The organism is Haloarcula argentinensis DSM 12282 (assembly GCA_000336895.1).
Taxonomy (GTDB): domain Archaea; phylum Halobacteriota; class Halobacteria; order Halobacteriales; family Haloarculaceae; genus Haloarcula; species Haloarcula argentinensis.
In genome coordinates this window covers 1-21528 of record AOLX01000024.1, presented here as the reverse complement: position 1 = coordinate 21528, position 21528 = coordinate 1, and the positions used below count along the sequence as shown (strand labels likewise).

23 protein-coding genes, 1 tRNA gene and 1 pseudogene are annotated in these 21528 nt (G+C 62.3%); 9 read left to right on the top strand and 16 right to left on the bottom strand.

Features of this window, described 5'->3' with window-relative positions:
- Positions 1-209 precede the first annotated feature (209 nt).
- Positions 210-2183 carry an aconitate hydratase gene (locus C443_RS15025; protein WP_005537413.1) on the bottom strand — a complete coding sequence of 658 codons (1974 nt, stop codon included), beginning with the start codon at positions 2181-2183 and terminating at the stop codon, positions 210-212.
- Positions 2184-2324: 141 nt separating this feature from the next.
- Here C443_RS15025 and C443_RS15020 point away from each other — a divergent pair.
- The 4 genes and pseudogenes from C443_RS15020 to C443_RS15005 all read left to right on the top strand — a co-directional run.
- Positions 2325-2807, top strand: a pseudogene (locus tag C443_RS15020) (deoxyuridine 5'-triphosphate nucleotidohydrolase); the annotation flags it as partial.
- Positions 2808-3029: 222 nt separating this feature from the next.
- Entirely contained in the window at positions 3030-3689 is a 660-nt protein-coding gene (locus tag C443_RS15015) for a helix-turn-helix domain-containing protein (protein ID WP_005537411.1), read from the top strand.
- 207 nt (positions 3690-3896) lie between these two features.
- Positions 3897-4175, top strand: coding sequence for a HalOD1 output domain-containing protein (locus C443_RS15010; protein WP_005537410.1), 279 nt, complete (start codon positions 3897-3899; stop codon positions 4173-4175).
- A gap of 58 nt (positions 4176-4233) precedes the next feature.
- Positions 4234-4605: a methylglyoxal synthase gene (locus tag C443_RS15005; RefSeq protein WP_005537408.1), complete on the top strand. Its 372-nt coding sequence runs from the start codon at positions 4234-4236 to the stop codon at positions 4603-4605.
- A 47-nt stretch (positions 4606-4652) separates the two neighbouring features.
- Here C443_RS15005 and queC read toward each other — a convergent pair whose 3' ends face one another.
- The 4 genes from queC to C443_RS14985 form a co-directional block, all read right to left on the bottom strand.
- On the bottom strand, positions 4653-5351 hold the full coding sequence (queC, locus tag C443_RS15000) for a 7-cyano-7-deazaguanine synthase QueC (RefSeq protein WP_005537407.1): 699 nt from the start codon (positions 5349-5351) through the stop codon (positions 4653-4655).
- Between the two features lie 19 nt (positions 5352-5370).
- The gene (locus tag C443_RS14995; RefSeq protein WP_005537406.1) at positions 5371-6153 is read right to left on the bottom strand and encodes a 7-carboxy-7-deazaguanine synthase QueE; all 783 of its coding nucleotides are present in this window, start codon (positions 6151-6153) and stop codon (positions 5371-5373) included.
- Positions 6153-6602 (bottom strand): 6-pyruvoyl trahydropterin synthase family protein, encoded by a 450-nt coding sequence (locus tag C443_RS14990; RefSeq protein WP_005537405.1) that lies wholly within the window; start codon positions 6600-6602, stop codon positions 6153-6155. Before C443_RS14990 ends, C443_RS14995 begins: the two co-directional genes overlap by 1 nt.
- Before the next feature lie 222 nt (positions 6603-6824).
- The gene (locus C443_RS14985; RefSeq protein WP_005537404.1) at positions 6825-7115 is read right to left on the bottom strand and encodes a hypothetical protein; all 291 of its coding nucleotides are present in this window, start codon (positions 7113-7115) and stop codon (positions 6825-6827) included.
- 145 nt (positions 7116-7260) lie between these two features.
- Between C443_RS14985 and C443_RS14980 the strand changes: the two genes are divergently transcribed.
- Positions 7261-7635 carry a response regulator gene (locus C443_RS14980; protein ID WP_005537403.1) on the top strand — a complete coding sequence of 125 codons (375 nt, stop codon included), beginning with the start codon at positions 7261-7263 and terminating at the stop codon, positions 7633-7635.
- Positions 7636-7744: 109 nt separating this feature from the next.
- Positions 7745-8434, top strand: a complete 690-nt coding sequence (locus tag C443_RS14975) for a hypothetical protein (protein ID WP_005537402.1) — start codon at positions 7745-7747, stop codon at positions 8432-8434.
- 464 nt (positions 8435-8898) lie between these two features.
- Here the strand turns inward: C443_RS14975 and C443_RS14970 are convergent, their stop codons facing one another.
- Positions 8899-10227 (bottom strand): M28 family peptidase, encoded by a 1329-nt coding sequence (locus C443_RS14970; protein ID WP_005537401.1) that lies wholly within the window; start codon positions 10225-10227, stop codon positions 8899-8901.
- Between the two features lie 62 nt (positions 10228-10289).
- Positions 10290-10622 (bottom strand): hypothetical protein, encoded by a 333-nt coding sequence (locus C443_RS14965; RefSeq protein WP_005537400.1) that lies wholly within the window; start codon positions 10620-10622, stop codon positions 10290-10292.
- A gap of 72 nt (positions 10623-10694) precedes the next feature.
- Here C443_RS14965 and C443_RS22200 point away from each other — a divergent pair, with 72 nt between their 5' ends.
- Complete coding sequence (locus tag C443_RS22200; protein ID WP_005537399.1) at positions 10695-11075, top strand: hypothetical protein; 381 nt, start codon at positions 10695-10697, stop codon at positions 11073-11075.
- Between the two features lie 11 nt (positions 11076-11086).
- Here the strand turns inward: C443_RS22200 and C443_RS14955 are convergent, their stop codons facing one another.
- The 7 genes from C443_RS14955 to C443_RS22195 all read right to left on the bottom strand — a co-directional run bounded on the left by C443_RS14955 (position 11087) and on the right by C443_RS22195 (position 16506).
- Positions 11087-11404 (bottom strand): 2Fe-2S iron-sulfur cluster-binding protein, encoded by a 318-nt coding sequence (locus C443_RS14955; RefSeq protein ID WP_005537397.1) that lies wholly within the window; start codon positions 11402-11404, stop codon positions 11087-11089.
- A 22-nt stretch (positions 11405-11426) separates the two neighbouring features.
- Positions 11427-12821 (bottom strand): selenium-binding family protein, encoded by a 1395-nt coding sequence (locus C443_RS14950; RefSeq protein ID WP_005537396.1) that lies wholly within the window; start codon positions 12819-12821, stop codon positions 11427-11429.
- A 112-nt stretch (positions 12822-12933) separates the two neighbouring features.
- Positions 12934-13836 carry an NAD-dependent epimerase/dehydratase family protein gene (locus C443_RS14945; protein ID WP_005537395.1) on the bottom strand — a complete coding sequence of 301 codons (903 nt, stop codon included), beginning with the start codon at positions 13834-13836 and terminating at the stop codon, positions 12934-12936.
- A 55-nt stretch (positions 13837-13891) separates the two neighbouring features.
- Positions 13892-14776: an NAD(P)H-binding protein gene (locus C443_RS14940; protein ID WP_005537394.1), complete on the bottom strand. Its 885-nt coding sequence runs from the start codon at positions 14774-14776 to the stop codon at positions 13892-13894.
- Positions 14777-15127: 351 nt separating this feature from the next.
- Positions 15128-15200, bottom strand: a tRNA-Arg gene (locus tag C443_RS14935).
- Between the two features lie 89 nt (positions 15201-15289).
- On the bottom strand, positions 15290-15874 hold the full coding sequence (locus C443_RS14930; protein WP_005537393.1) for an NUDIX hydrolase: 585 nt from the start codon (positions 15872-15874) through the stop codon (positions 15290-15292).
- A 47-nt stretch (positions 15875-15921) separates the two neighbouring features.
- Positions 15922-16506: a 2Fe-2S iron-sulfur cluster-binding protein gene (locus C443_RS22195; protein WP_005537392.1), complete on the bottom strand. Its 585-nt coding sequence runs from the start codon at positions 16504-16506 to the stop codon at positions 15922-15924.
- Between the two features lie 213 nt (positions 16507-16719).
- Between C443_RS22195 and C443_RS14920 the strand changes: the two genes are divergently transcribed.
- Entirely contained in the window at positions 16720-17100 is a 381-nt protein-coding gene (locus tag C443_RS14920; protein ID WP_318249594.1) for a type IV pilin, read from the top strand.
- A gap of 18 nt (positions 17101-17118) precedes the next feature.
- Here the strand turns inward: C443_RS14920 and gnd are convergent, their stop codons facing one another.
- Positions 17119-18018, bottom strand: a complete 900-nt coding sequence (gene gnd / locus C443_RS14915; RefSeq protein WP_005537390.1) for a phosphogluconate dehydrogenase (NAD(+)-dependent, decarboxylating) — start codon at positions 18016-18018, stop codon at positions 17119-17121.
- A 268-nt stretch (positions 18019-18286) separates the two neighbouring features.
- On the opposite strand from gnd, the gene C443_RS14910 reads away from it, so the two are divergent.
- Positions 18287-19384: an aminopeptidase gene (locus C443_RS14910; RefSeq protein ID WP_005537388.1), complete on the top strand. Its 1098-nt coding sequence runs from the start codon at positions 18287-18289 to the stop codon at positions 19382-19384.
- A 266-nt stretch (positions 19385-19650) separates the two neighbouring features.
- Here the strand turns inward: C443_RS14910 and flaJ are convergent, their stop codons facing one another.
- Positions 19651-21399, bottom strand: a complete 1749-nt coding sequence (gene flaJ, locus C443_RS14905; protein WP_005537387.1) for an archaellar assembly protein FlaJ — start codon at positions 21397-21399, stop codon at positions 19651-19653.
- Positions 21400-21528 lie beyond the last annotated feature (129 nt).

The following is a 21528-nucleotide window of genomic DNA, read 5'->3' as shown; positions in this document are numbered from 1 at the left end:
CGAAGTGCTGTTGGATCTGAAAGCGACTTCTCGCTGTTCGCGGCTTCGCCGCTTACAAAAATCGCGGTCGGAGGACGACCGCGCTACGCTCGGAATCGCTCCGTCGCGGGTCGTTCCTCCCCGTCGTCGGGCGGCGATGCCGCCCGGCTGCCTGCGGGACCTACGGTCCCGCTACGCTCCGGAATCTGCGGTCGCTTCGCGACCTCGCGTTAGTCGTCAGCAGGTGCAGCGCCGCCTTCGTCGTGCTGCTGTTTCGTGTGCGAGAGCTTGCCACCGGCGGCGAGGATCTCGCGCTCGCGCTCGGAGGCGTCGAGCTGGCCGGTCGCTTCCCAGTCGTCGTTCACACGGATGGTGAACTCTTCCTGACCGGATTTGACGGCCTCGGCCGCGTCGTCGACAATCTCGATGTCGTCGCCCTGCTCGATCTTCTCGTAGGTCTCCTCGTCGATGGTGAGCGGGACGATACCGAAGTTGAACAGGTTCGCCTTGTGGATGCGGGCGAAGCTCTGTGCGAGGACGGTCTCGATACCCAGGTACATCGGGCACAGGGCCGCGTGTTCGCGCGAGGACCCCTGGCCGTAGTTCTCGCCAGCAACGAGCACGCCGCCGTCGGCTTCGAGTGCGCGCTCCGCGAACGTGTCGTCGACGCGCGAGAGCGTGAACTCGGAGAGCTTCGGGACGTTCGACCGGTACATCAGGATGTCCTGCGTGGCCGGGATGATGTGGTCCGTCGTGATGTTGTCCTCCATCTTGAGGAGGGCTTCACCACCGACTTCAGTCTCCAGTGGGTCCTTCAGCGGCACGTCGCCGATGTTCGGGCCCTTGATGAGTTCGTCGTCGACGGCGTTCTCCGGCGCGATGAGGTCCGACTCGGAGTTGCCGATGTACTGGTCGGGCATCTCCAGACCGGGGGCCTCGAGGTCGCCGAGTTCGTCGGCGAGGTTGCGCGGGTCGACGATTTCGCCTTTGATGGCCGCCGCAGTGGCGACTTCCGGCGAGCAGAGGTAGACGTTGTCGTCCTCGATACCGGAGCGGCCCTCGAAGTTGCGGTTGAACGTCCGCAGGGAGACGGAGTCGGAGGCCGGGACGTGACCGATGCCGATACAGGCACCACACGTCGCCTCGGAGAAGTTGACGCCAGCCGCCATCATCTCCGCGGTCCAGCCCTCGCGGGCCAGCATCTCGGAGGCCTGCTTGGAGCCGGGGGCGACGATCATCTCGGTCTTCTTGTCGATGTTGCGCCCTTCCAGCATCTTCGCGGCCGGGAGGATGTCTTCGTAAGCGCCGTTCGTACAGGAACCGATCATGACCTGTTCGACGTCGACGCCCTCGACCTCGGAGACCGGCACGACGTTGTCAGGCATGGACGGCTCGGCGATGAGCGGTTCGAGGTCCGAGAGGTCGACGACGATCTCGTCGGCGTACTCGGCGTCCTCGTCGGGGCCGATGTCCTCGAAGACGTCCTCGCGGCCGAGGCGTTCGAGGTAGTCCTTGGTCTGGTCGTCCGTCGGGAAGATCGAGGATGTCGCACCGAGTTCGGTCCCCATGTTGGTGATGGTGGTCCGCTCGGGGACGGTCAGCGTCTCGACACCGGGGCCGGTGTATTCCAGCACCTTGCCGACGCCGCCCTTGACCGACAGCCGGCGGAGCAGCTCCAAGATGACGTCCTTGGCGGTGGCCCATTCGGGCAGTTCGCCTTCGAGGTGGACGTTGACGACCTCCGGCATCTCGATGTAGTAGGCGCCGCCACCCATCGCGACGGCGACGTCGAGGCCACCGGACCCGATAGCGAGTTCGCCGAGGCCACCCGGGGTCGGCGTGTGCGAGTCGGACCCGAGCATCGTCTTGCCGGGTTCGGCGAAGTTCTCCTTGTGGACGTTGTGACAGATACCGTTGCCGGGGCGAGAGAAGTGAGCCCCAAACGTGCCTGCCGCAGAGCGGAGGAAGCGGTGGTCGTCGGTGTTCTTGAAGTCGAACTGGTAGGTCTGGTGGTCACAGTACTGGGCGGCCAGTTCCGTCTGAACCTCTTCGAGGCCCAGCGCTTCGAACTGCAGCCAGACGAGCGTCCCAGTCGTGTCCTGTGTCAGCACCTGATCGATCTCGATCCCGATCTCTTCTCCGGGTGTTAGCTCCCCTTCGACGAGATGGTCGTCGAGAATTTTTTCCGTAAGCGTCTGTCCCATAACGTGCGTCAATGGATGGCGCGGCGGTATAAATCCCGCGTATTCCGTCGTATTTTTCATATAAAAATCCGTTCCGTCCGTCACTCAGAAGCGAGTCAACAGGTCGGGACAGCGGTCGACCAGACCGGCAGGTCTTTCCACGACACTCGCACAGAACCGCGTATGTTCAAAAGTGGGCGGTTCGTCGCCGATGCTCTTGGCGACCTGAGAGAATCGCAGGTACAACCGAACGGCGTCGACCTCACGCTCGGCTCGATCTACGAGCAGAGCGAGCCGGGGCGCATCGAACGCGGCGACAAGACCGTCGGCGACCGGCAGGAAATCGAACCTGACGACGGTGTCTATCAGCTCGACCGCGGCGGCTATATCGTCGAGTACGCCGACCGGGTTGTCATTCCAGATGGACACATCGGCTTTCTCCTTCCCCGGTCGTCGTTGCTCCGCAACTCCTGTATGCTCGATACGGCAGTCTGGGACGCCGGCTACGAAGGGCGAGGCGAGGGGCTACTGGAGGTTCACCACCCGATCGAACTCGAACAGGGCGCGCGGATCGCACAACTCGTGCTCGCCGATGCCGCGCACGAAGGGACGTACGAAGGGTCGTATCAGGGAGAGAATCTCTGATACGTAATCGCGGTCCCAGACATGTCTCATAGCCCGAGACATGGTAGGCCATGCTGTGAATTTAAGTGGATTTCCCGAGTGCTATCGATTGGTGCTTGAAGCAACTATACCCCGGTCCATACCGCCGTCAGCCTTCAGTACCCGGAAATTACACAAGCACCGTTTTCAGGTACGACAACTGTCTGACCGGGGTTTATCACCGTTGCTGCGTGACAGTGAGACATGATAGTAGAATTTCACATCGATGCCCCCCTCTTGCAGCGAACAGCTGAAACGCTGAGTAAAGCAGCGATACGGATACAGCGACTTCACTGCGAGAGTGGCGACTGCCGTGCCGTCGCCTGGATTGGCCCCGTCGAGCGGCCCGCCATCGAAGCGAATCTGGCCCAGGACGAGAGTATCACCGACTATGCCCACGTAGCGGCAGAAGGAGATGGTCACTGGTACACCCTGCATACAACTGATACGATAATCGATACGATCGGAGAAGCGTTGTTGAACGCCGACGGATTCCTGCTCGGTGCCGCACAGACCGGAGATGACTGGGTGTTCCGAGCCCGGTTCCCCGAAAAGAGTTCGGTGCTGTCGTTCCGTGACGTACTCGTGTCCAGTGATATCAACATCGACATTCAGACCATCACTGACGACACGGAAGCCTCCCCCCAGTTCGGCGTGACGGACCCACAGCAGGAAGTGCTGTTGCTCGCGCTCAACCGTGGGTACTTCACCGTCCCGCGGGAGTCCTCCCTCTCGGACCTCGCCGCGGAGCTCGGAATCTCCAGTCAGGCCGCCTCGGAGCGGCTCCGTCGCGGGACGCGAACGCTGGTACAGAACACATTGGCGGCCCCCGAGCGGCCGCTTGTCGGCTCACCGCCGGAGTAGAACAAGAACGGCTTCCGGCTGGTGGGAAGCGATGGTGGTGGGACAGCGACCCGCTGTGAGCAGCAGGTCTAGGGGCGATATATTGCCGAATAGCTGCGTTTTGGGTCGTTTGAGCCGGCAGTGTGAGACCGCCATCGTGGCACCGGTTACTTCAGACAGTGAAACAGCTCATCCGCTGTTATAAGAGAAGGGAACGTACACTGGAGTATGAGTTCGAACGAGGGGACCGTATATATGCTGCGGAACCGGGCCACAGAGGGGTCCGACGACTGGGTGAGCCCCGAACCCGCGGGAGATGTTATTGCCGATGCGGTGCTCGAAGCGACGGATCTGGATGCGGATGATATTGACGGGTTAGATACGTACGTCGACAGCGAATCACTCCGTGCGGTCGTCGGAGAGAGGTCGACGGAATCGCTGACGTTCGCTGTCGAAGGCCACAACGTGACGATAACCGCTGACGGAGAGATTTCTGTCGACGGGTAACCGGCGCTGACACGTCCTTGTCCCAATGACATAAGACGATGGCCCGAGAGCCCCAGGTATGACCCGCGTCGCGCTCATCGCACACGACGACGAGAAGCCCGAAATGATCGACTTGGCACAGAGTTACGAATCAACACTCTCGGAGTTCGACCTCGTCGGGACTGGCACGACGAGCAAGCGCATCATGGCAGAGACTGACCTCACAGTCGAACGCAAAGAGAGCGGGCCGATGGGGGGCGACACGCAGATCGGCGCTGAGGTCGCCGAGGGCCGGATGGACGGCATCGTCTTCCTTCGGGACCCACTGACGGCGCAGCCCCACGAGCCGGATATCTCCGCACTCCTGCGCATCTGTGATGTCCACGACGTACCGCTGGCGACGACGCGGACCTCGGCAGAGTACATCCTCGAAGGGCTGGTTCGGGACTAAGCCGACGACTAGCTCGTCGGGGGCATGGGACAGCCGCTGAACGCTACTTACTCGACGTACGTCGGTCGTTCCGCGTACTCGATAGGGTCCCGTTCGCCGATACGCTGGAACGCTTCGAGCCGGAAGGCGCAGGCATCACACGTTCCACAGGCCGGTTCGTCGTCCCGGTAGCAGCTCCAAGTGTCCTCGTAGGGGACGCCGAGTTCGACGCCACGTTCGGCGATGTCGGTCTTGGACCACTCGACGAAGGGTGCGACGAGGTCGATGTCGGTGTCGGGCTTCGTGCCGGCGTCGATGACGCCCTGAAAGGCGTCGAAGAAGGCAGGCCGACAGTCCGGGTATCCGGAAAAATCTTCGCTGTGTGCGCCGATGAAGACGGCCCCGCAATCGTTGGCCTCGGCGTAGGAAACCGCCATCGATAGCAGGTTCGCGTTCCGGAACGGGACGTACGAGGTCGGAATCTCGTCGCTGTCGGTGTCAGCGTCCGCCACGTCCATCGAATCGTCAGTCAGCGACGACGCGCCGATTTGAGTGAGATGACCGGTCTCGACGTGGAGGAAGTCAGCCGCGTCGACGTGGTCGGCCAGCGCGCTGGCGCATTCGTACTCCCGGTCCTCGGTGTTTTGCCCGTAGCTGGTGTGCAGCAAATACAGGTGGTCGTAGCCGCGAGTCTGTGCTTCGTGGGCTGCCGTGGCGCTGTCCATGCCGCCCGAGGCGAGCACGACAGCGCGGGTATCGTCAGTCATCTGTAGTCAGTCAGGTCAGTCACGTGCCCGGTGCGTCGTTCCAGAGGTCGACGTGGAGTCGCGGCGTGTATCGGTAGCCGTACTCCACCGCGAGGTCCGCGACCGTCTTCCGGGTCGCTTCGAGTTGGTCGCGCGTCTGGCCTTCCGGCATCAGTAACACGTCGTCGTCACGAACGCGGGTAGACGCAGTGTCGCGGAGTTGCTCGACGAGGCGCTCGATTTCGGCCATGTCCTCGCGACCCGTGACGACGAACTTCAGTTGCGTGTCGTATGTCTCGACGAGGTCGGCCAGCGTCGGCACGTCGAGCCGGCGCTCCTCGTGGCGGTCCGCCCACTCGCCATCACCGTCAGGGTCGCGTTCGGCCGTCGGTGTGCTGGAGGCCAGTTTCGGGCTGACGCTGGCGAGGTCGATAGGGGCATCGGGGACGACGGTCCCATTGGTCTCGACCGTCGTGTGATATCCCTGGTCGGCCAGCCGCGCCAGCAGGTCCTCGCTCGAATCGTGAATGAGCGGTTCACCGCCGGTCAGGACGACGTGGTTGGCGTCGTACTCCTCGATAGCCGCGATTACATCGTCGACGGTGAACCAGTCGTGAGTCGGCTCCCACGAGGTGTGATATGAGTCACAGAACCAGCACCGCAAGTTACAGCCGCTGGTCCGGACGAACACACTCGGGACGCCGGCCAGTCGGCCCTCGCCCTGGAGGGACTGGAACAGTTCGTTGATGGGCAGGTCGCCGGACTCGGCGTCTGCGTCGGTTCCCTCGATATCGACCCCGGGCGCGTCGTTCGCGACCGGCATCAGCGGATACAGAGTTCGCTAGTTTCCCGAACAGAGACGGCCACATCCGACACCGTCTCCGGGAGGCGGTCGGCGAGGCGCTGTTCCAGTATCGCGGCCATGACCTCGGCTGTCGGCGGGTGGTCGAGGACCACCACGGCGTCGCCGTCGCCACTGGCGTCGAACGCCTCGACCAGCGGGTCGCCGGCCTCAAGCAGGAAGCGGTGGTCCCATTCGTCGATTACGTCCGTAATCTCGCCCTTGTCGACGACCCACCCCTCAGCAGTGAGTTCGCCGGTGACGCGGACAGTGATCTCGTAGTTGTGTCCGTGCGGGCGCGAGCATTTCCCGTCGTGGTGTAACAACCGATGGCCCGCAGAGATACGGAGCGGCCGGTCACCGCCGACGACGAGTTCGCGTTCGCCAGCGTCGGCGAGCGTGTCATCGGCCTGTGATAGTCGCTGGGACATACCACGGTATTATCGGTCGGTGGCTTAACTCTCACGGGAGCTGGCCAGCCAGTGCCTCGGTAACACGGGAACCGAGACGGAAGAGAGTCCAGTAGTCACTGTCCAGCAGTACGAGTGCAGTAGCGGACGTGTATCGCGAGCGGACCGTGACTAGAGAACAGCTTTCACCACATACTGTCGCTCAGCAACCGCCGAAGCCGGTTCCGCGTGTTAGTCGGAGAGCTAGTCGGCGCGTGGTCCGTCGTCGACGGCCACAAGTCGTCGGTGCATCGCACGGAGGTACTCGGCGGCAGCGTCGGGATCGTCGTTATCGAGCGCGGTGCGCACTTGCTCGTAGCCGTGGAGCAACTGTGAGCGCAACTCACACTCCGGGAGTTTGTTCCGGCTGACCGTCTCGGCCGTCGCAACGGTCTGTCGAGCCGTATCGAACTCCACGTCACTGATCGCTGTCTCGCCCGCTTCAGCGAGTTGTGTCAGCACCGTGTGTACGTCGCTGGGCAGGTCTCTGGACACAGACAGTGTTAGATCTGCACAGTGATAACAGTCGTGTTGGATACACAACGGAGCAGCAAGGCGCAAGCCCCGGGCAGCAGTTGCGGTGGTTGCTTCTGAGACAAACTGACGGTGGTTTTAATCTGTTTTGTCCCTATTGTGTACTATGACGACCGTTCGGTTGTTGCTGGTCGAGGACAGTGATTTTCTCGGGACGCAGCTACAGGACGCACTTCGGGGCTACAACTTCACTGTCGATGTCGTTTCGACTGCCCGTGCAGCAGAGCGACACGTCGCGCAACGCGGAGTCGACTGTGTTGTGACGAACTACGATCTGCCGGATGAAACAGGCATCAAGCTGGCCAGGAACCTCCCGGACTCGCTACCGATTCTCCTCCTGACGACGACGAAACTGGAATCCATCGCTAGCGAGGCGCTGGATGCCGGTGTGACAGATTTCGTCCACAAGGACAACATTGTCGGCAAGATGAATATCGTGGCCAATCGGGTCTCCGTTGCAGTCCGTGCAGGCCGGCAGTGATACCGGAACTCAGCAGTCGAGCTGGGTGGGCTGCAGTCCGTCTCGTAAGCGACTATCGGCGGCGAACATCGGCGTAAGGGATAGGTCACTGCAGCCCACAAGGTCGGGTGTGACACGACGTGCCGTCGAACGGGAGTTCGAACGCTATCTCTCGCAGTTCGTCGACGAGACGTACGCGGCGTTCGACGTGACAGCCGTGCTGCGCGGATCAAACGGGAGCGGGGGCCGCGTTGCAGGCAAACTGCTGAACAACAGCCGTCCGCTAGAACGCCACGTTATCCGGCCGAAACTCCAGTCCTACCAGCAACAGATACTCGACCAGCTGGAGCCGGTGCTGGATTACGCCGCTACTGACGCGTCGTTCGACACCTATGCTGACGAAGTGCTGGCCCGGGATATCTACTGGAACGCGCTCCGTGACACCGTCCGTGGCGACCGACGAGACCAGATCCGGGAGCGACTGCTAGCCCGCCAGCGCTCGTTCGGGGACGACCTCGAACCGCTGGTGGCCGCCGACAGCGACGACTTCTGGACGGCCGTCACCGACACATACGATCAGGAGACGGCGACGGAGATCGTCCAGACGCACTTCGAATTCTCCGTTCCACTACAGGAAGAACAGAACGCCTTCGCTTTCGAACTGAGCATCGACCCTGGCGAGGTTCTGGGCGGTCTCGCACGGGCCCTCCCCACGCTCGATGTCGAGTTCACCGACGAGGCGTTGCGGTCGATGCGCCGCGCCGAACAGCAGGTCATTCCGTCGGCGAAGGCTGACGTTGAACAGGCGTACGAGTCATAGAGCCCTCGTCGCCGGGTGTCGTTTTCTACAGTGTGGGCTACCGGCTGGTGTTCCTCAGAAGTTCGGTCCGAAAGTGGACACGACGGCCGCCTTGGCACGTGGACGGCCGTCGCGTCAGGTATTGGTGTTGGTGTTGACTGACGACGGCAGGTATGGTTTACTCACGTCGGCTCGGCCTCGGACTCCGCGAGACCGAATAGCATGGGAGCTTGGCAGCGAACGCCGATGACGGCGTTCACGTGTGGCTTCAGTACGTAGACCAATCGACCTGCCATCGATTTCCATGTACCCATATGGTAAATAACCTACGGAATATGTTACTTCTATACTGAGTAAATCATTATAATCCGCTGTTAGCGACCAAGACGCCGGAACGCAGGCGGGGCCAGAAATACTAGGATTCTGGTAATTCTTTATTACAGGTCGCGTGCGTCGAACGTGTCGGTGACGGGACCCGCGTTACGTCAGTCATCGAAGGGCCAGTCACCTGTAATCCGCATCCCCTCGGCGAGGTTCTGGGCTTCGAGCGCATCGGCGATCTCCGCGGGGTCTTTGTGAGCAGGCCGTGCTGAGTCATCCGCAAGCGTCACGGCGAGTTCGGTCAGGAGAACGGCCTGCTCGCGGAACGTCCGGGGTTCCAGTTTGTCCAGCGTATCGGCATGGGTGTGGCCCCAACCGCGACCCTCGCCACCGGTTTCGCTGGTCACGTGATAGCCGGGGACGCCGCGCTGGACGAACGACCAGTGGTCGCTGTGGGGACCCTGCTCCGGTGTGAGCGAAATGGGATGGTCAAGGCGGTCGGCAACGCTCTCGGCAGCGGCCGAAAGCGCGTCGAAGCCGTGGGTGTAACACTTCAACGTGCGACCCTGAACGACGCCGTCGAAGTTAAGCACGGCCGTTACGTCGTCGAGCGCAGTCTCGTCGGCCAGCCGGTTTGAGCCGACCAGTCCGACCTCCTCGGCACCGAAGGCGACAAACTCCACGCGTGTCTCCAGTTCGTCCTCGCGGCCGGCCAGCGCGCGGGCCACCTCGACGACCATCGCCGTCCCGGCCCCGTTGTCCATCGCTCCTTCCGCGATGTCGTGGGCGTCGACGTGGCTGGTCACCAGCAGTCGCTCGTCCGTGTCCGGCCCCAGTTCGGCGTGGACGTTCTGGCTCGTCGCGTCGGGTGTCTCGCAGTCGACACTGAGGGTTATGTCCTCTCCGGCGTAGCGCCGGGTCAGTCGCGCCCCCGTCTCGCTGGCGACGCCAACAGCCGGTATCTCGCCGATTGGTGCGTCCGCCGTGCCGACGCTCCCGGTCGGCGGTAGCACACCCTCGACATGGTTGCGGTAGATGAACCCGACTGCGCCGGCCTCGACAGCGTGATAGTACTTCTCGCGCCGGTGGATATACCGGTCGTACCAGTCGGGTACGTCCGAGCGGGCCAGTACAATCTGGCCCTCGCAGTCGGCGTCCTCGAAATCCTCCGGAAGCCCGTGACCGACATCGACCAGTTTACCAGTCACCTCGTCGGCCGGCGACCGCGGGAGGGCGATGCATTCGTGGGCTTGCGCCGCGACTGCCGACCCATCGGCGTAGACGGCACTGTCTCCCCGCTCCCAGCCCTGTATCTCGAATTCGGAGAGTCGGGCGTCGCGAGTGTATTCTGCCAGCGCATCCCGGGTCGCTTCTGCGGCCGCCCGTTCGCCACCGCTGCCCGCCATCCGGTTCCCGATGTCGACCAGCGCCTCTAGGTGGTCCCACCCGACCGTGCTGGTGAACGTCTCGCCGATCCAGTCAGTGTCGTCCATACGTCTCGGTGGGGCCGTGCTGGGTTTGAAATTAGGGGTACTCGTTCGGAGATCGGCTGCGATTACGACGACGCAAGCGGGCCGTACCGACTGGTGAGTCCATAGCCCAGAACGGCCAGTGCAGTGATAGCGAAGCCGAAGAGGAGCAAGGAGAGAATGAGGTCAAGCGGCGTGACGGCGACGGCCGGCTGACTCACGAGGCGATAGTACGTCGAAAAGATCCCACTGCCGAGGACACTGGCGACGAGAAATCCGCCGAAACTGGCGAGACCGACGGCAGAGGCGGCGGCGGTGCAGTACCGCCGAGACAGGTCACGCCGCCTGGCGTCGACGTACACCAGTGCGGTGACTGCCGGCGACACGAACAGGGCGACGACAATCGGGAGGAGGGCCATATCTGGGAGATGGCTGGTACAAAACATAAAATCAGCCTTCAGTAGCCGGCCGGTCAGCAGTCTAGTGCGCCGTTGTCCGGGGTACGCGACATCAACACCAGCGCCGCCACGGACGTGCCGGCGGCTATCGAGGCCGAAACCGACTGCATCGAACTGGTGACGGAGGTCGGACCGTCACGGAGTACGTTTTTGCCGATTCCGTCCGACTATCCGGGTATGTCCGCCACACTGCGCGAAGCAGTCGCCGAGCCGGTCCGGGACGCCCTGCCGTTCCTGATCATCACCGTCCTGTGGGTCGTGGTGATGGTCGTCCTCTACGGGCTCTTTCTCGTGACCAAGCCGAGCGATATTACTTACGACGCCTGGGTGCACGCGACGGTATTCGTCGTCCCGGCCATCGGCTTCCTGGGACAGGTACTCCAGCAAGCGCTGTCGGGCCAGCACCGGGCCTAACCGGCCCCTCGTCACTTCCAGGGGTTCGGGACCAGTTCGGCCTGCACCGTCGCGCCGACGGCAAGGTGCGTGTCGGTCGTCGGCTCGGCGATACAGAGCAGGACGTAGCCGTTCGCCAGATGCCGGTCCTTAAGCGCCCGCGGCGGGCGGTGATGGACCACGTCGCCGGACAGCAACCGAGCGGTACAGGTCCCACACGCGCCGGTCCGACAGCCGAACGGTAGCCCGATACCCACGGCTTCAGCGGCGTCAAGTATCGTCGCGCCGTCCGGCACCGAAATCGTCTCGGTACGCTCGCTGTCCCGCCAGTCCAGCAGAACCTCGGTCATCGGCCGCTCGGTCGCGTCGCCCTCATTGCCACACGTCGCTGGTACAGTCGCCGTCGGGCCACCGGATCTCGTGGGCGCGAGCAGGGCCTTCAGGGAGGTCACCAAAGTCAACGAGGAAGTCCCGGTCCAGCGACATCGTCCCCTCTCGCGGGTCCACATCGGCTTTAAGCATCACCGACCCGTTCTCGGCCTCCTCGGGGAAGAACTGGTTGTCCCACGACGAAAACAGCGAAGTCGTCCAGTACAGCCGCTCGCCGTCAAGCGAGAGCTGGAGCATCTGCGGGCCGGCGACGATATCACGGTCCTGCACCTGCTGGATATCGCCAAAGTAGCCGCCGATGGAGATCGAGTCGGCCTTTCGAGGGTTCGACGGGTCCGAGATGTCGTACATCCACACCTCGCCGTGGAGCCAGTTCGACCCGAAGAGGTAGCGGTCGTCCATCGAGATGAGGATGTCCGTCACCAGTGCCGGGACCGGCATGTCCCATCCCTCGTGCTCGCGGTCGTCGAACTCGATGACCGGCTCGGCGTGATACTCACCGTCCGATTCGTGGAAATGGATGATGTTTGAGGACAGCGCCGCGCCGACGTAGCCGTGAGTGCTCTCGGGCGTGTGCAAAAACCGGGCTTCCAGCGGAATCAGGCCGTCCTCGCCGAGGTCGATGGTCTGCTCGACGGTGCCGGACTCCCAGTCCCAGAAGTTGAGGCGCTGGCCGTACTTGCCATCCTCGACATCCTCTAAGTCAAAGCCGGGGTAGTAGGTTTTCGGGGCCGCCCACTCCGTCGACAGCATTACGTTCTGGCGGGGCTGGTACCAGTAGTCGTAGTTCATCTCGATCTCGCCGGGTGGGTCCCACCGGCCCTGCACCTCGAAGTCGTCGTTCAGTTCGAGGAAGCCACCGGGGAGGTCGCCGTCAGCATCGCCGAGCATGGAGATGAGAATCTCACCGTCAGGGATGCAATGGACGGTGTGGGGCGCGGAGAGGTCGTGCTCGTACACCGCTTCCGGTTCGATGACCTTCGTCAGTTCAGGATCACGTCGCTCCTTGGTGTCGACGATGTGAATTCGCGAGGACCGCTGGCCGGGAATGACGAGATGCCGGCGCTCCAGCCCATCCATGTGGCACGAGGAGGAACAGGCGTTCCACCCGAAGTGGTGGAGTTCATCGCCCTTGTTCGGCATCTTGACCCGATTGATGATTTCGCTGTAGGTGTCGGAGTCGGGGTCAACGTCGACGACGGCCAGGAAGTCCGGTGCGTCGACATCCTGACCCACGTGCAGGCCCATCACGTACGCGGTCTGTTCGGGTTCGGCCGCCTCGATGGCGGCCTGCGGAGTGGCATAGCCCGGTCCCTCGTGATCGTGGTCATGATGATCGTGTGTCTCGCTCTCTGCTGGCTGTTCTGCATCACTCATGTGTGTTAGTTACATACACATTACATTTTAGCAACGTGTTCCGGATGAAACAGCCGCTACATGCGGCACGGTAATGTGAGCGTCCGGATCGGTACTCGCGCCATCACCGGCTTCACACCAGTTGTCGCCAGCTCCAAGTCGGTTCCCAGTCGAGTAGCTGTTCGGCTTTCGACGTGTCGATGAGCGCTGTGTACGGGTTCTCGTCGTCGGCTGCCGGTCCCCGGTAGTCAGCCTCGGGGTACAGTTCCGTCGCGAGTTCGGCGCTCGGTGTCTCTGCGCTCGTATCCGGGGCCGACACCCAGAGCCGCTCGTGGCCGTCGAACGACGCCTCGATGGCTGCTTCGACGAGCGTGACAGCGTCAGTAGCGTGGACATAGCCACAGAGCGTGTTTCGCTGGGTGTGAAAATGGTCCGAGTTCCGGAGCCCAGCGAGGGTACGGTCGGCCTCGACAAACGTCTTCTGAGCCGTGTCGTCGTCGACCACCCACGGAAACCGAAGCGATGTAATTGTCCCCGGCGCGTCAGCGCTCCGGCGGGCGAACCCGTCGGCTGTGACCTCAAGGACCTGCTTTCCCATTGCGTACGGGTTCGACGGCGTGAGCCGGTGATCCTCGTCAACTGGGAGATAGTCAACCGTGATCGGTTCCGGTTCGAACCCGCCACCGATGGCGCTGAAACTCGATGCCAGAGTGACCCTGTCGATACCCAGTTCACCGGCGGCCTCCAGCACGTGATAGCTGGACAGAACGTTACTCTCGTAGGTCCGGTATCCCGGCGTGTGGTCGGGCGTGGGAATCATCCCGAGATGGACGACCGCGTCGGCGTCAGATTGTGCGAGTGCCCCGTAGACCTCACCCGCATCGAGCAGGTCAGTCCTGACGTATGCGTCCGAATGGTCTTCTTCCCGTTTCCCACGGGAGAGGTTGATGGTTCGATACCCCTGTGCGGTCAGATGTTCGAGGACGTGCTGGCCGACGCGGCCGTTGCCTCCAGTGACGGCGACCGATTCGGGCATAGCTACGTCTGCACCGCACAGCCCCAAAACAGTCCCGCAGGGGACCGGTCGCTGCCTACGACGCCATCAGCGACCGCCGAACGGCGTCCTTGATCGGCGTTTGGGTGATCGGTACGACGTCCTGCAGATCCATTTCCGGGTCGACCGTGACCGGGTTCCGCATACTCTCGGCCAGCGGCCGGGCGATGGCGTACTGTACGTCTGTCGTGAAGCGAAGCCAGTGTGATGACAGCCCCGGCGTCATCACTGGTACGGCGATGATAAACACTCGCTTGCCCTTTTCGGCCGCGGTGAGTTTCAGCAGCGACTCGTAGGACCACACCGACGGCCCACCGATGTCGTAGGTCTCGCCGCGAGTCTCGTCGGCATCGAGTAACGCCACGAGGTAGCTGATAGCGTCGTCGACGCCGATGGGCTGACACGGCGTACGGACCCACTTGGGGACGAGCATCAGCGGCAAACGGTCGGTCAGGTCATCGACGATCCGGAAGCTCGCGCTCTCCGGGCCGATGATGACCGCTGCCCGGAGTACTGTCAGGTCGAATGACCCCTCCACCAGCACCGATTCGACTTCGCGCCGCGACGCCAAATGTGGCGAGAGGTTCTCCTCGTCACCGCTGATACCGCTGAGATAGACGACACGGTCGACACCCGCAGCTGACGCCGAGTCAGCGAATCGGCGAGCATAGCGACGGTCTAGCTCAGCGAAGTTCTCGGAGGTGAGCGAGTGGATGAGGTAGTACGCAACGTCGATATCGTCACAGAGACCGTCAAGCGAGTCCGGGTCGCCGAGGTCGCCCTCAAATGGCTCAACCCCTTCAGGAAAGGCCTCCTCGCTCGCGCTCCGGGAGAACGCCACCACATCGTGGCCTGCGTCGTCCAAGGCACGAACCAGTCGCCGTCCGATGAATCCGGTCGCACCCACAACGAGCACACGCATGTGTTCGTACCTTGTGTCGGAACCCCAAGGACGTTGCGGCGATTCCCTTGCAGTCCTGTCGATGTCCGGGACCGCAGAACAAGACACATCGCCTATACAGTGGGTCGCAGAAAGCGGGCGGCGAGGGATTTGAGCCAAGTGGAGACGGTCGCCCTCGCTTCGCTCGGTCGCTGCGGCTCCCTGGGTTCAAACCGCTCTTGTACTACTATTCGCTCGTCACGTCCGTTCCTCGCAGAATAGCGGGCGGCGAGGGATTTGAACCACGGTCGTTCCGCTTCGCTCCACTCTCTGATTCAAATCCTCGCTGCCGGTTCACTCACGGCCTCGCTGTCGCTCGGCAGGTTCGTTGCACGGGCGGCGAGGGATTTGAACCCCCGACCATCTGGTCCGGAACCAGGCGTTCTGTCCGCTGAACTAGCCGCCCACAGAAAACGGTATCAGACTGTCCGTCTTAACGGTTGTGAACCACCGGGGCGAACAGCGGGACTATCGTGTTTGTGGAGCAGTCCCTCCTCACTCGTCGAACCAAGCCTCCGCACGAGTCTTGAGTGATTCACCGACCGACTGCGGCTTCGTGTTCACCCAGGCTGCACCGTTCAGTTCGCTTGGCTGGATCGAGATACACCCGTTGCGATACCGGCCATCGAAGTACGCCCAGAGCGTATGCAGTCGTTCATCGGAGCCATCAGCCACTGTCCGCAGGTGTTCGAGGCGAAAGCAGTCCTGTACTGTACACTCGATACCCGTTTCCTCCTGCACTTCACGGACAGCAGCGTCTTCAAAGGTTTCACCGGACTCAACACTACCGCCGGGAACTTGCCACGTTGCGCTACCGCGATGGAGGATCATGAGGACCCGAGCCCCGTCCGGCTGGTCGTTCGGCCCCATCGAGTCAGACAACTCGGCCGCTTGATCGGGCGTCCGGACCACCCAGACGTACCCACTGCCAACGTAGCCGTCACGAACGACCGTCCGAAGGTAGGCGAAGAGTTCGTCGGAAACGACCTCGTCCTTGGCACGCACTGAGACACCGTCGTAATGTTCGAGAAGTCGGTCTTTACACGTCCGGACTCGCGTTTCGTTCAACTCGGTGGGCATAGCAGGTCAGCACAAAGAGCGGCGATGAAATGTGGGGGGCTGTAGTCTCAGGGCGACTCGCCGGTTTCGAGGGTGAAGTCGCTGGTCGGATAGGCGACACAGGTCAGGCAGTACCCCTCTTCCATGTCGTCGTCCATCAGCGAGTCGTTGTTGCTGTGACGGATGTAGTCCTCGGCCGGACCGTCCTCGATGTGGCCGGCACAGGAGATACACTGACCCTCGCGGCAGGCGTAGGGGAGGTCCCAGCCCTCCTCTTCGCCGGCGTCGAGGAGCGGCTCGTTGTTGGCAACCTCGATCGTTTCGCCCTCCTTGGCGAATTCGATCTCGTAGTACTCGACCTCGTCCTCGGCGATGTCGTCGGGGTCGAAGCCCTCGTCCACCTCTTCGGCCTCCTCGCCTTCGCCGAGTTCGCCTTCGGCCTCACCAGCCGGAATCGCTGTAGCACCGCCGCCACCGATAGAGCGGTTGTACGGCTCCGGAAAGTCCGTCTCTGGGACTGTCGCGGCCCGCTGCTCGAGGACCTCCTGGGAGATGTCTTCCGGTGCCTCCCAACCGGTCCCTTTGGCGTAGTGGAGCGCGACCACTATCAGGGTAAGCGTGGCCCCGGCGGCGAGTCCAACGAGTTCTACCATGTGCACGGCTATGGAATACTGGTTTAATTAGCTGTTGTTTCACCCGCAGCCACCCGCGAGCGGCCCGGCCATCAAACGACTGTGTGCTCGAAGGGGGCAGCTAATTTCCATGGTATTTAATATCCTCAATTAACGGTATAAATTATGGAAATAAAAGAGTCATGGAACGATCTCGGTACCGCGGGGAAAGTCCTCGTCGGACTGGGAGTCGGTATGGCTGTTCTGTTTATCCTGATTCCGATTGTCGTCATTGTCGCAGCGGTAGTTGCATCCTTCGTGTTGGGCATGGGTAGCGGTGGGAGTGACGTAGCTATGGCCCCGCAGGCTTCGTTCTCGTTCGAGTACGAGCAGACACCAGAGGTGGTAGTTGCTGTCGTGACGCACGACGGCGGTGATACGATCAGCGCGGAGCAACTCACTATCGAAGTGGCAGACGGACAAACAGTAGGGTGGAACAGTGACGACGGCGAGGTGACTGTCGGCGATCAGTCAAGCGTTAGCGTCGAGGGCGGAGCCGAAGTCAGTCTCGTCTGGCACGGAGACGACCAGACAACAGTGCTGGCAAGAAGTACCGCACCGGCAGGCGAATCCTGAAGCGACACGGTAGCACACTCACTCCCGTCGTGGGACGTCGTGGCGACCGAAGCCGTATCGGAGCCGGCTGGCGAGGCGGCGCGAGAAGCGCCCGTCATCGGCCCGCGAGCCGAACCGCTCGGCCAGCGACTGGTAGATAAGCGGCACCGGGACTTCCTGTTCGAGTGCCTCCTGCACGGTCCAGGTGCCGGTCGACCCGCCTTCGACGCGGTCAGCCACGTCGCCGAGGTCGTTGCCTTCCTCGCGGAACGCCTCCTCGCAGAGTTCCAGCAGCCACGAGCGGATGACGGCCCCGTTATTCCAGGTGTTGGCGACCGATTCGAGATCGAGGTCGTACCGGCCGTTGGCCAGCAGTTCGAATCCCTCGCCGTAGGTCTGCATCAGCGCGTACTCGACGCCGTTGTGGACCATCTTGACGTAGTGGCCCGAGCCAGCCGGTCCCATCCGGTCGTGGCCGTCGGGGCCGGTCGCGACGGCGTCGAAGACGGGGACCAGTTCGTCGTATGCCCACTGCGGGCCGCCGACCATCAGCGAGAAGCCCAGCTCTGCACCGGCGGGGCCGCCGGACGTCCCACAGTCGAGGTAGGCCGCGTCGGTCGACTCGGCGCGGCGAACCGAGTCCTCGAAGTAGGAGTTGCCGCCGTCGACGACGATATCGTCGGAATCGAGTACTGGGGCCAGTTCGTCCAGCGCGGCGTCGACCGGGTCCCCGGCCGGGACCATCAGCCAGATCCGTTTCTCCGGGCCGAGTTTCTCTGCAAGGTCCACGATGGACGCTGCCGGCCGAGCGCCGGCGTCTGCCGCGTCGGCGACGCTCTCCTCGTCGATGTCGAAGACGACGGCCTCGTGGCCGGCTTCGAGCACGCGGTCGACCACGATGCGGCCCATGCGTCCGAGTCCGATGACGCCAAGTTCCATACCGTGGAGTCGCCGAGCGAACAGGTAGGGATTGCGGTTCGACAGAAAGCGTGGCACGGACACCACCCGTGCCGTCGTCAGTCATGGTACCGTCCCCAGCCGACCGTCTCGGAAGCGGTCGTGGAAGCCAACAATTGCCACGAATCCTGTCCCGTACTGCACCGAATACTCCGACGCTGGAGCGCAAAAAATCCACGGAATACAATCACATCGTCCGTTATACTACCGGGACCACCGCCGTTTTGTTCCGGCCACTCCAGATAGGAATATGGACGATCGCATACGCGAACACGCCAAGATTCTCGTCGACTGGAGCGCTCGCATCGACGCGGGCGACGACGTGATCGTGGCCGTCGAGGACGGTGCCCACGACCTCGCGGTCGCCGTGGCCGAGCAGTTGGGCGACCGCGGCGCGAACCTCCTGTCGACGTACCAGTCCGACGAACTCACGCGGGCCTACCTGCAAGCCCACGACGGGTCCTTCACCGAGAACCCCGAGTACGAACTGGCGCTGTACGAGCGAGCAGACAGCGTGCTGTTCCTGAAAGGGTCGCGCAATACCACCGAGACGGCTGACGTGGACAGCGACCAGCGGCAGGCGTACTCGACGGCTCGACAGGAAATCAGGGAGGCCCGGCTGGACACCGACTGGGTATCGACCCAGCACCCGACGCGGGCGATGGCCCAACAGGCTGGGATGGCCTACGCCGAGTACAAGGACTTCGTCTACGACGCGACGCTACGGGACTGGGAGGCACTGGCCGAGGAACAGGCCCGACTGAAGGAGCTTCTCGACGGCGGCAAAGAGGTCCGTATCGTCGCCGACGGCACCGACATCACGCTGTTTATCGACGACCGCATCGCCGTTAACTCCGCCGCCAGCGTGGCCTACGACTCACACAACCTCCCTTCCGGCGAGGTCTTCACCGCGCCCTACGACACCGCCGGCGTCGTCACCTTCGACGTGCCGATGACGATACAGGGTCGTCGCGTCAAAAACGTCGAGATGACGTTCAAAGACGGTGTCGTCGTCGACTGGTCGGCCGAACAGGGCGAGGCAGTCATCGACGAAATCATCGGAACCGACAGCGGCTCCCGCCAACTGGGCGAACTCGGTATCGGGATGAACCGCGGCGTCGATCGCGTCACCGACAACATCCTCTTCGACGAGAAGATGGGCGGAACGGTCCACCTCGCGCTCGGGCGCGCGTACGATGCGTGCCTCCCCGAGGGCGAATCCGGCAACGACAGCGCCGTCCACGAGGACCTCATCACGACGATGGGCCAGAGGTCGCGGCTCGAAGTCGACGGCGAAGTCATCCAGCAAGACGGTGTGTTCCGCTGGGAAGACGGCTTCGAAGGGTAGCTGTCGCGGGACTGCGGTGCTGTGGGACGGGAATAGATGTTATGATGCCGTGGGCCGGGAGCGCCCTCCGTGGCGCGACCCGGGGAAGGGCAGGTATGCCGGCGGTTGTAGCGCTGTTACTGTACCGCGAGCGGAGCGAGGGGTTTCACTCCGAGCGCGGCCCCAGGCCGCGACTCGGAGGTCGTTTTTAGCGTAGATTTTTGCGAACCCGCTCCCCACAGCGCGCTCTGTGAGCGCGCGAGGAGAGGGGGTGACGTAAAAAGGTACTAGATAGCGAGGAACTGCGACACCAGCCACTTCGTGAACGTCCCGGTAATAGCGCCGATCCATGAGAGAATCACGAAATGCATGTAGGTGTTGGCGTTATGGCCGCCATCAATGGTTCGGATCATCAGCGACGACAGCATCGCGCCAAACATGATAATAATGATCAGCAGGAACTCGATGAGCGGGATGTTGTAGACACTGGTGTTGATGAGCGAGGCGGCATCGAGACGGCTTCCGGTGCTCAGGTTGAGCGACATACCAGCGAGAATGTTGACGACCTGCAGGCCGATGAAGAACGCGAACGTCGACGCGGCAGTCATCCCGTACAGGAGGCCGACGAGCGTCGTCGTCGCCTGCTTGCGCTTCTGGCGGAGCTGCAGCACTTGGTTCATGTTCTCGGAGATGAGCTCGCCCAGTTGCTTTGGCGACCCACCCATCTCGCGGCCGATGAGGTACATTTCGGAGAAGGTCTGGATAAGATAGGAGCGACAGTCCGCGGTGAAAAAGCGCCAAGCAGAGGTCGGCTCGATCCGCATGTTCAGTCGCTTGTAGAGGTTATCGATGTTCGGCGAGAGCGCGCCGAAGTCCTTCTTGCGGAGGGTACGAAGCACCGCGCCGGTGGTAGACTGCTTTGCGCCCTCGGTCGCACCGAGTGCGCGGATGAAGTTCGGGAACTCCGAGTCCCGGTCCTTGATGCGCTGTTCTTCCTGCCGGAAGACGATGCCGGGGATGATCATCGGCGTGATCGGCGCGGCGGCATACAGCGGCAGCGGCAATTCGTCAAACATGAAAAAGAGGTCGTTCAGCGTGATCGGTGAAATACCGAGCATCCCGCCCAGTGTGATGAACACGAGCAGCATCGACAGCCCCACACCGGCGACCATCGATTTATTGAGCTTTGATTCGACCGGCGACGGGTAGTCGACAGGGTGGAACCACACCGGGTCGTAGGGAGCCATCGAGCGGATAGCGAGGTAGAAGCCGGTCTGGACGAACACGAACATCACGATGACGGCGCTGACCGTCATCGTCGGGTTCGTCCCGGTCAGGACCGGGAGAACGACGGCGAATACCAGCGCGAACGTCATCGACAGAATCATCGACAGGTAGAGGTCTTTCATCACTTCCAGACTGTCGAGTGAGCTCTTGTACACCGTCGAGTAGTGCTGGATAATCTGTTCCTGTTCGGTCAGGAGGTAGTCGTCGAGTCCCTGCCCGGCTCCGAGCGTGTACGCGAGGCGGTCGAAGAAGTCCGAGACAGCACGGCTCGGGACCTGTTTGGCGCGGCGACGGCAGGCATCGTCGAGGCTCAGGTTCCAGGTGTCGACGAGCTGGACGATACGGTGCATCTCCATCGCGAGTTCGCCGTACTCGTCTTCCTCGGCTAGCGTTCGGAACACCTCCATCCGGTCGATCTTCGTCGTCGCCAGCACGGTCATGTGCGTAATAAGCAGGTGAAACCGGTTGTTGAGTTCGCGTTTGCGCTGGCTCAGGAGGATCTTGGGGTAGAAAATCGCCGATGCCATCACCAGGAACCCAAGCAGGGGGATCGGTGCTCGGACTGCAATGGGCTGCTCCAGTAGCAGGGCGACGACCGTCGAAATAATGAAGAAGCCGACGGCTGGCAGCAGGATGAGAAAGAGATACCGCTCCAGCGGGATCGTCATCTGGCGGTAGGACTCGACGAGCGACTGGATCGTCTCGGAGATCGTCAGGTCGATGTCGCTCTCGGCTTCACCTTGCGCCATCGTTAGTCCGGCCTGGCCATGTTGAACGGGATCCCTTCGACGCCGTCGCGCTGGAAATCCGAAATGAAGTCGTTGACCTCGTGATACCCGAGAATCCCCTCCTGGATGGCTGTCTCTTATACACATCTC

What these genes read in the sequence shown, in the direction of transcription:
- C443_RS14970 (WP_005537401.1), bottom strand. Translation starts at nt 10,227, where the DNA reads ATGGACGACACTGACTGGATCGGCGAGACGTTCACCAGCACGGTCGGG.
- C443_RS14940 (WP_005537394.1), bottom strand. Translation starts at nt 14,776, where the DNA reads ATGCGTGTGCTCGTTGTGGGTGCGACCGGATTCATCGGACGGCGACTG.
- C443_RS14995 (WP_005537406.1), bottom strand. Translation starts at nt 6,153, where the DNA reads ATGCCGGTCGCGAACGACGCGCCCGGGGTCGATATCGAGGGAACCGAC.
- C443_RS14990 (WP_005537405.1), bottom strand. Translation starts at nt 6,602, where the DNA reads ATGTCCCAGCGACTATCACAGGCCGATGACACGCTCGCCGACGCTGGC.
- C443_RS15010 (WP_005537410.1), top strand. Translation starts at nt 3,897, where the DNA reads ATGAGTTCGAACGAGGGGACCGTATATATGCTGCGGAACCGGGCCACA.
- C443_RS14965 (WP_005537400.1), bottom strand. Translation starts at nt 10,622, where the DNA reads ATGGCCCTCCTCCCGATTGTCGTCGCCCTGTTCGTGTCGCCGGCAGTC.
- C443_RS14955 (WP_005537397.1), bottom strand. Translation starts at nt 11,404, where the DNA reads ATGACCGAGGTTCTGCTGGACTGGCGGGACAGCGAGCGTACCGAGACG.
- C443_RS14920 (WP_318249594.1), top strand. Translation starts at nt 16,720, where the DNA reads ATGGCTGTTCTGTTTATCCTGATTCCGATTGTCGTCATTGTCGCAGCG.
- flaJ (WP_005537387.1), bottom strand. Translation starts at nt 21,399, where the DNA reads ATGGCGCAAGGTGAAGCCGAGAGCGACATCGACCTGACGATCTCCGAG.
- gnd (WP_005537390.1), bottom strand. Translation starts at nt 18,018, where the DNA reads ATGGAACTTGGCGTCATCGGACTCGGACGCATGGGCCGCATCGTGGTC.
- C443_RS14910 (WP_005537388.1), top strand. Translation starts at nt 18,287, where the DNA reads ATGGACGATCGCATACGCGAACACGCCAAGATTCTCGTCGACTGGAGC.
- queC (WP_005537407.1), bottom strand. Translation starts at nt 5,351, where the DNA reads ATGACTGACGATACCCGCGCTGTCGTGCTCGCCTCGGGCGGCATGGAC.
- C443_RS14950 (WP_005537396.1), bottom strand. Translation starts at nt 12,821, where the DNA reads ATGAGTGATGCAGAACAGCCAGCAGAGAGCGAGACACACGATCATCAT.
- C443_RS22195 (WP_005537392.1), bottom strand. Translation starts at nt 16,506, where the DNA reads ATGGTAGAACTCGTTGGACTCGCCGCCGGGGCCACGCTTACCCTGATA.
- C443_RS14980 (WP_005537403.1), top strand. Translation starts at nt 7,261, where the DNA reads ATGACGACCGTTCGGTTGTTGCTGGTCGAGGACAGTGATTTTCTCGGG.
- C443_RS15025 (WP_005537413.1), bottom strand. Translation starts at nt 2,183, where the DNA reads ATGGGACAGACGCTTACGGAAAAAATTCTCGACGACCATCTCGTCGAA.
- C443_RS14930 (WP_005537393.1), bottom strand. Translation starts at nt 15,874, where the DNA reads ATGCCCACCGAGTTGAACGAAACGCGAGTCCGGACGTGTAAAGACCGA.
- C443_RS15015 (WP_005537411.1), top strand. Translation starts at nt 3,030, where the DNA reads ATGATAGTAGAATTTCACATCGATGCCCCCCTCTTGCAGCGAACAGCT.
- C443_RS15005 (WP_005537408.1), top strand. Translation starts at nt 4,234, where the DNA reads ATGACCCGCGTCGCGCTCATCGCACACGACGACGAGAAGCCCGAAATG.
- C443_RS14945 (WP_005537395.1), bottom strand. Translation starts at nt 13,836, where the DNA reads ATGCCCGAATCGGTCGCCGTCACTGGAGGCAACGGCCGCGTCGGCCAG.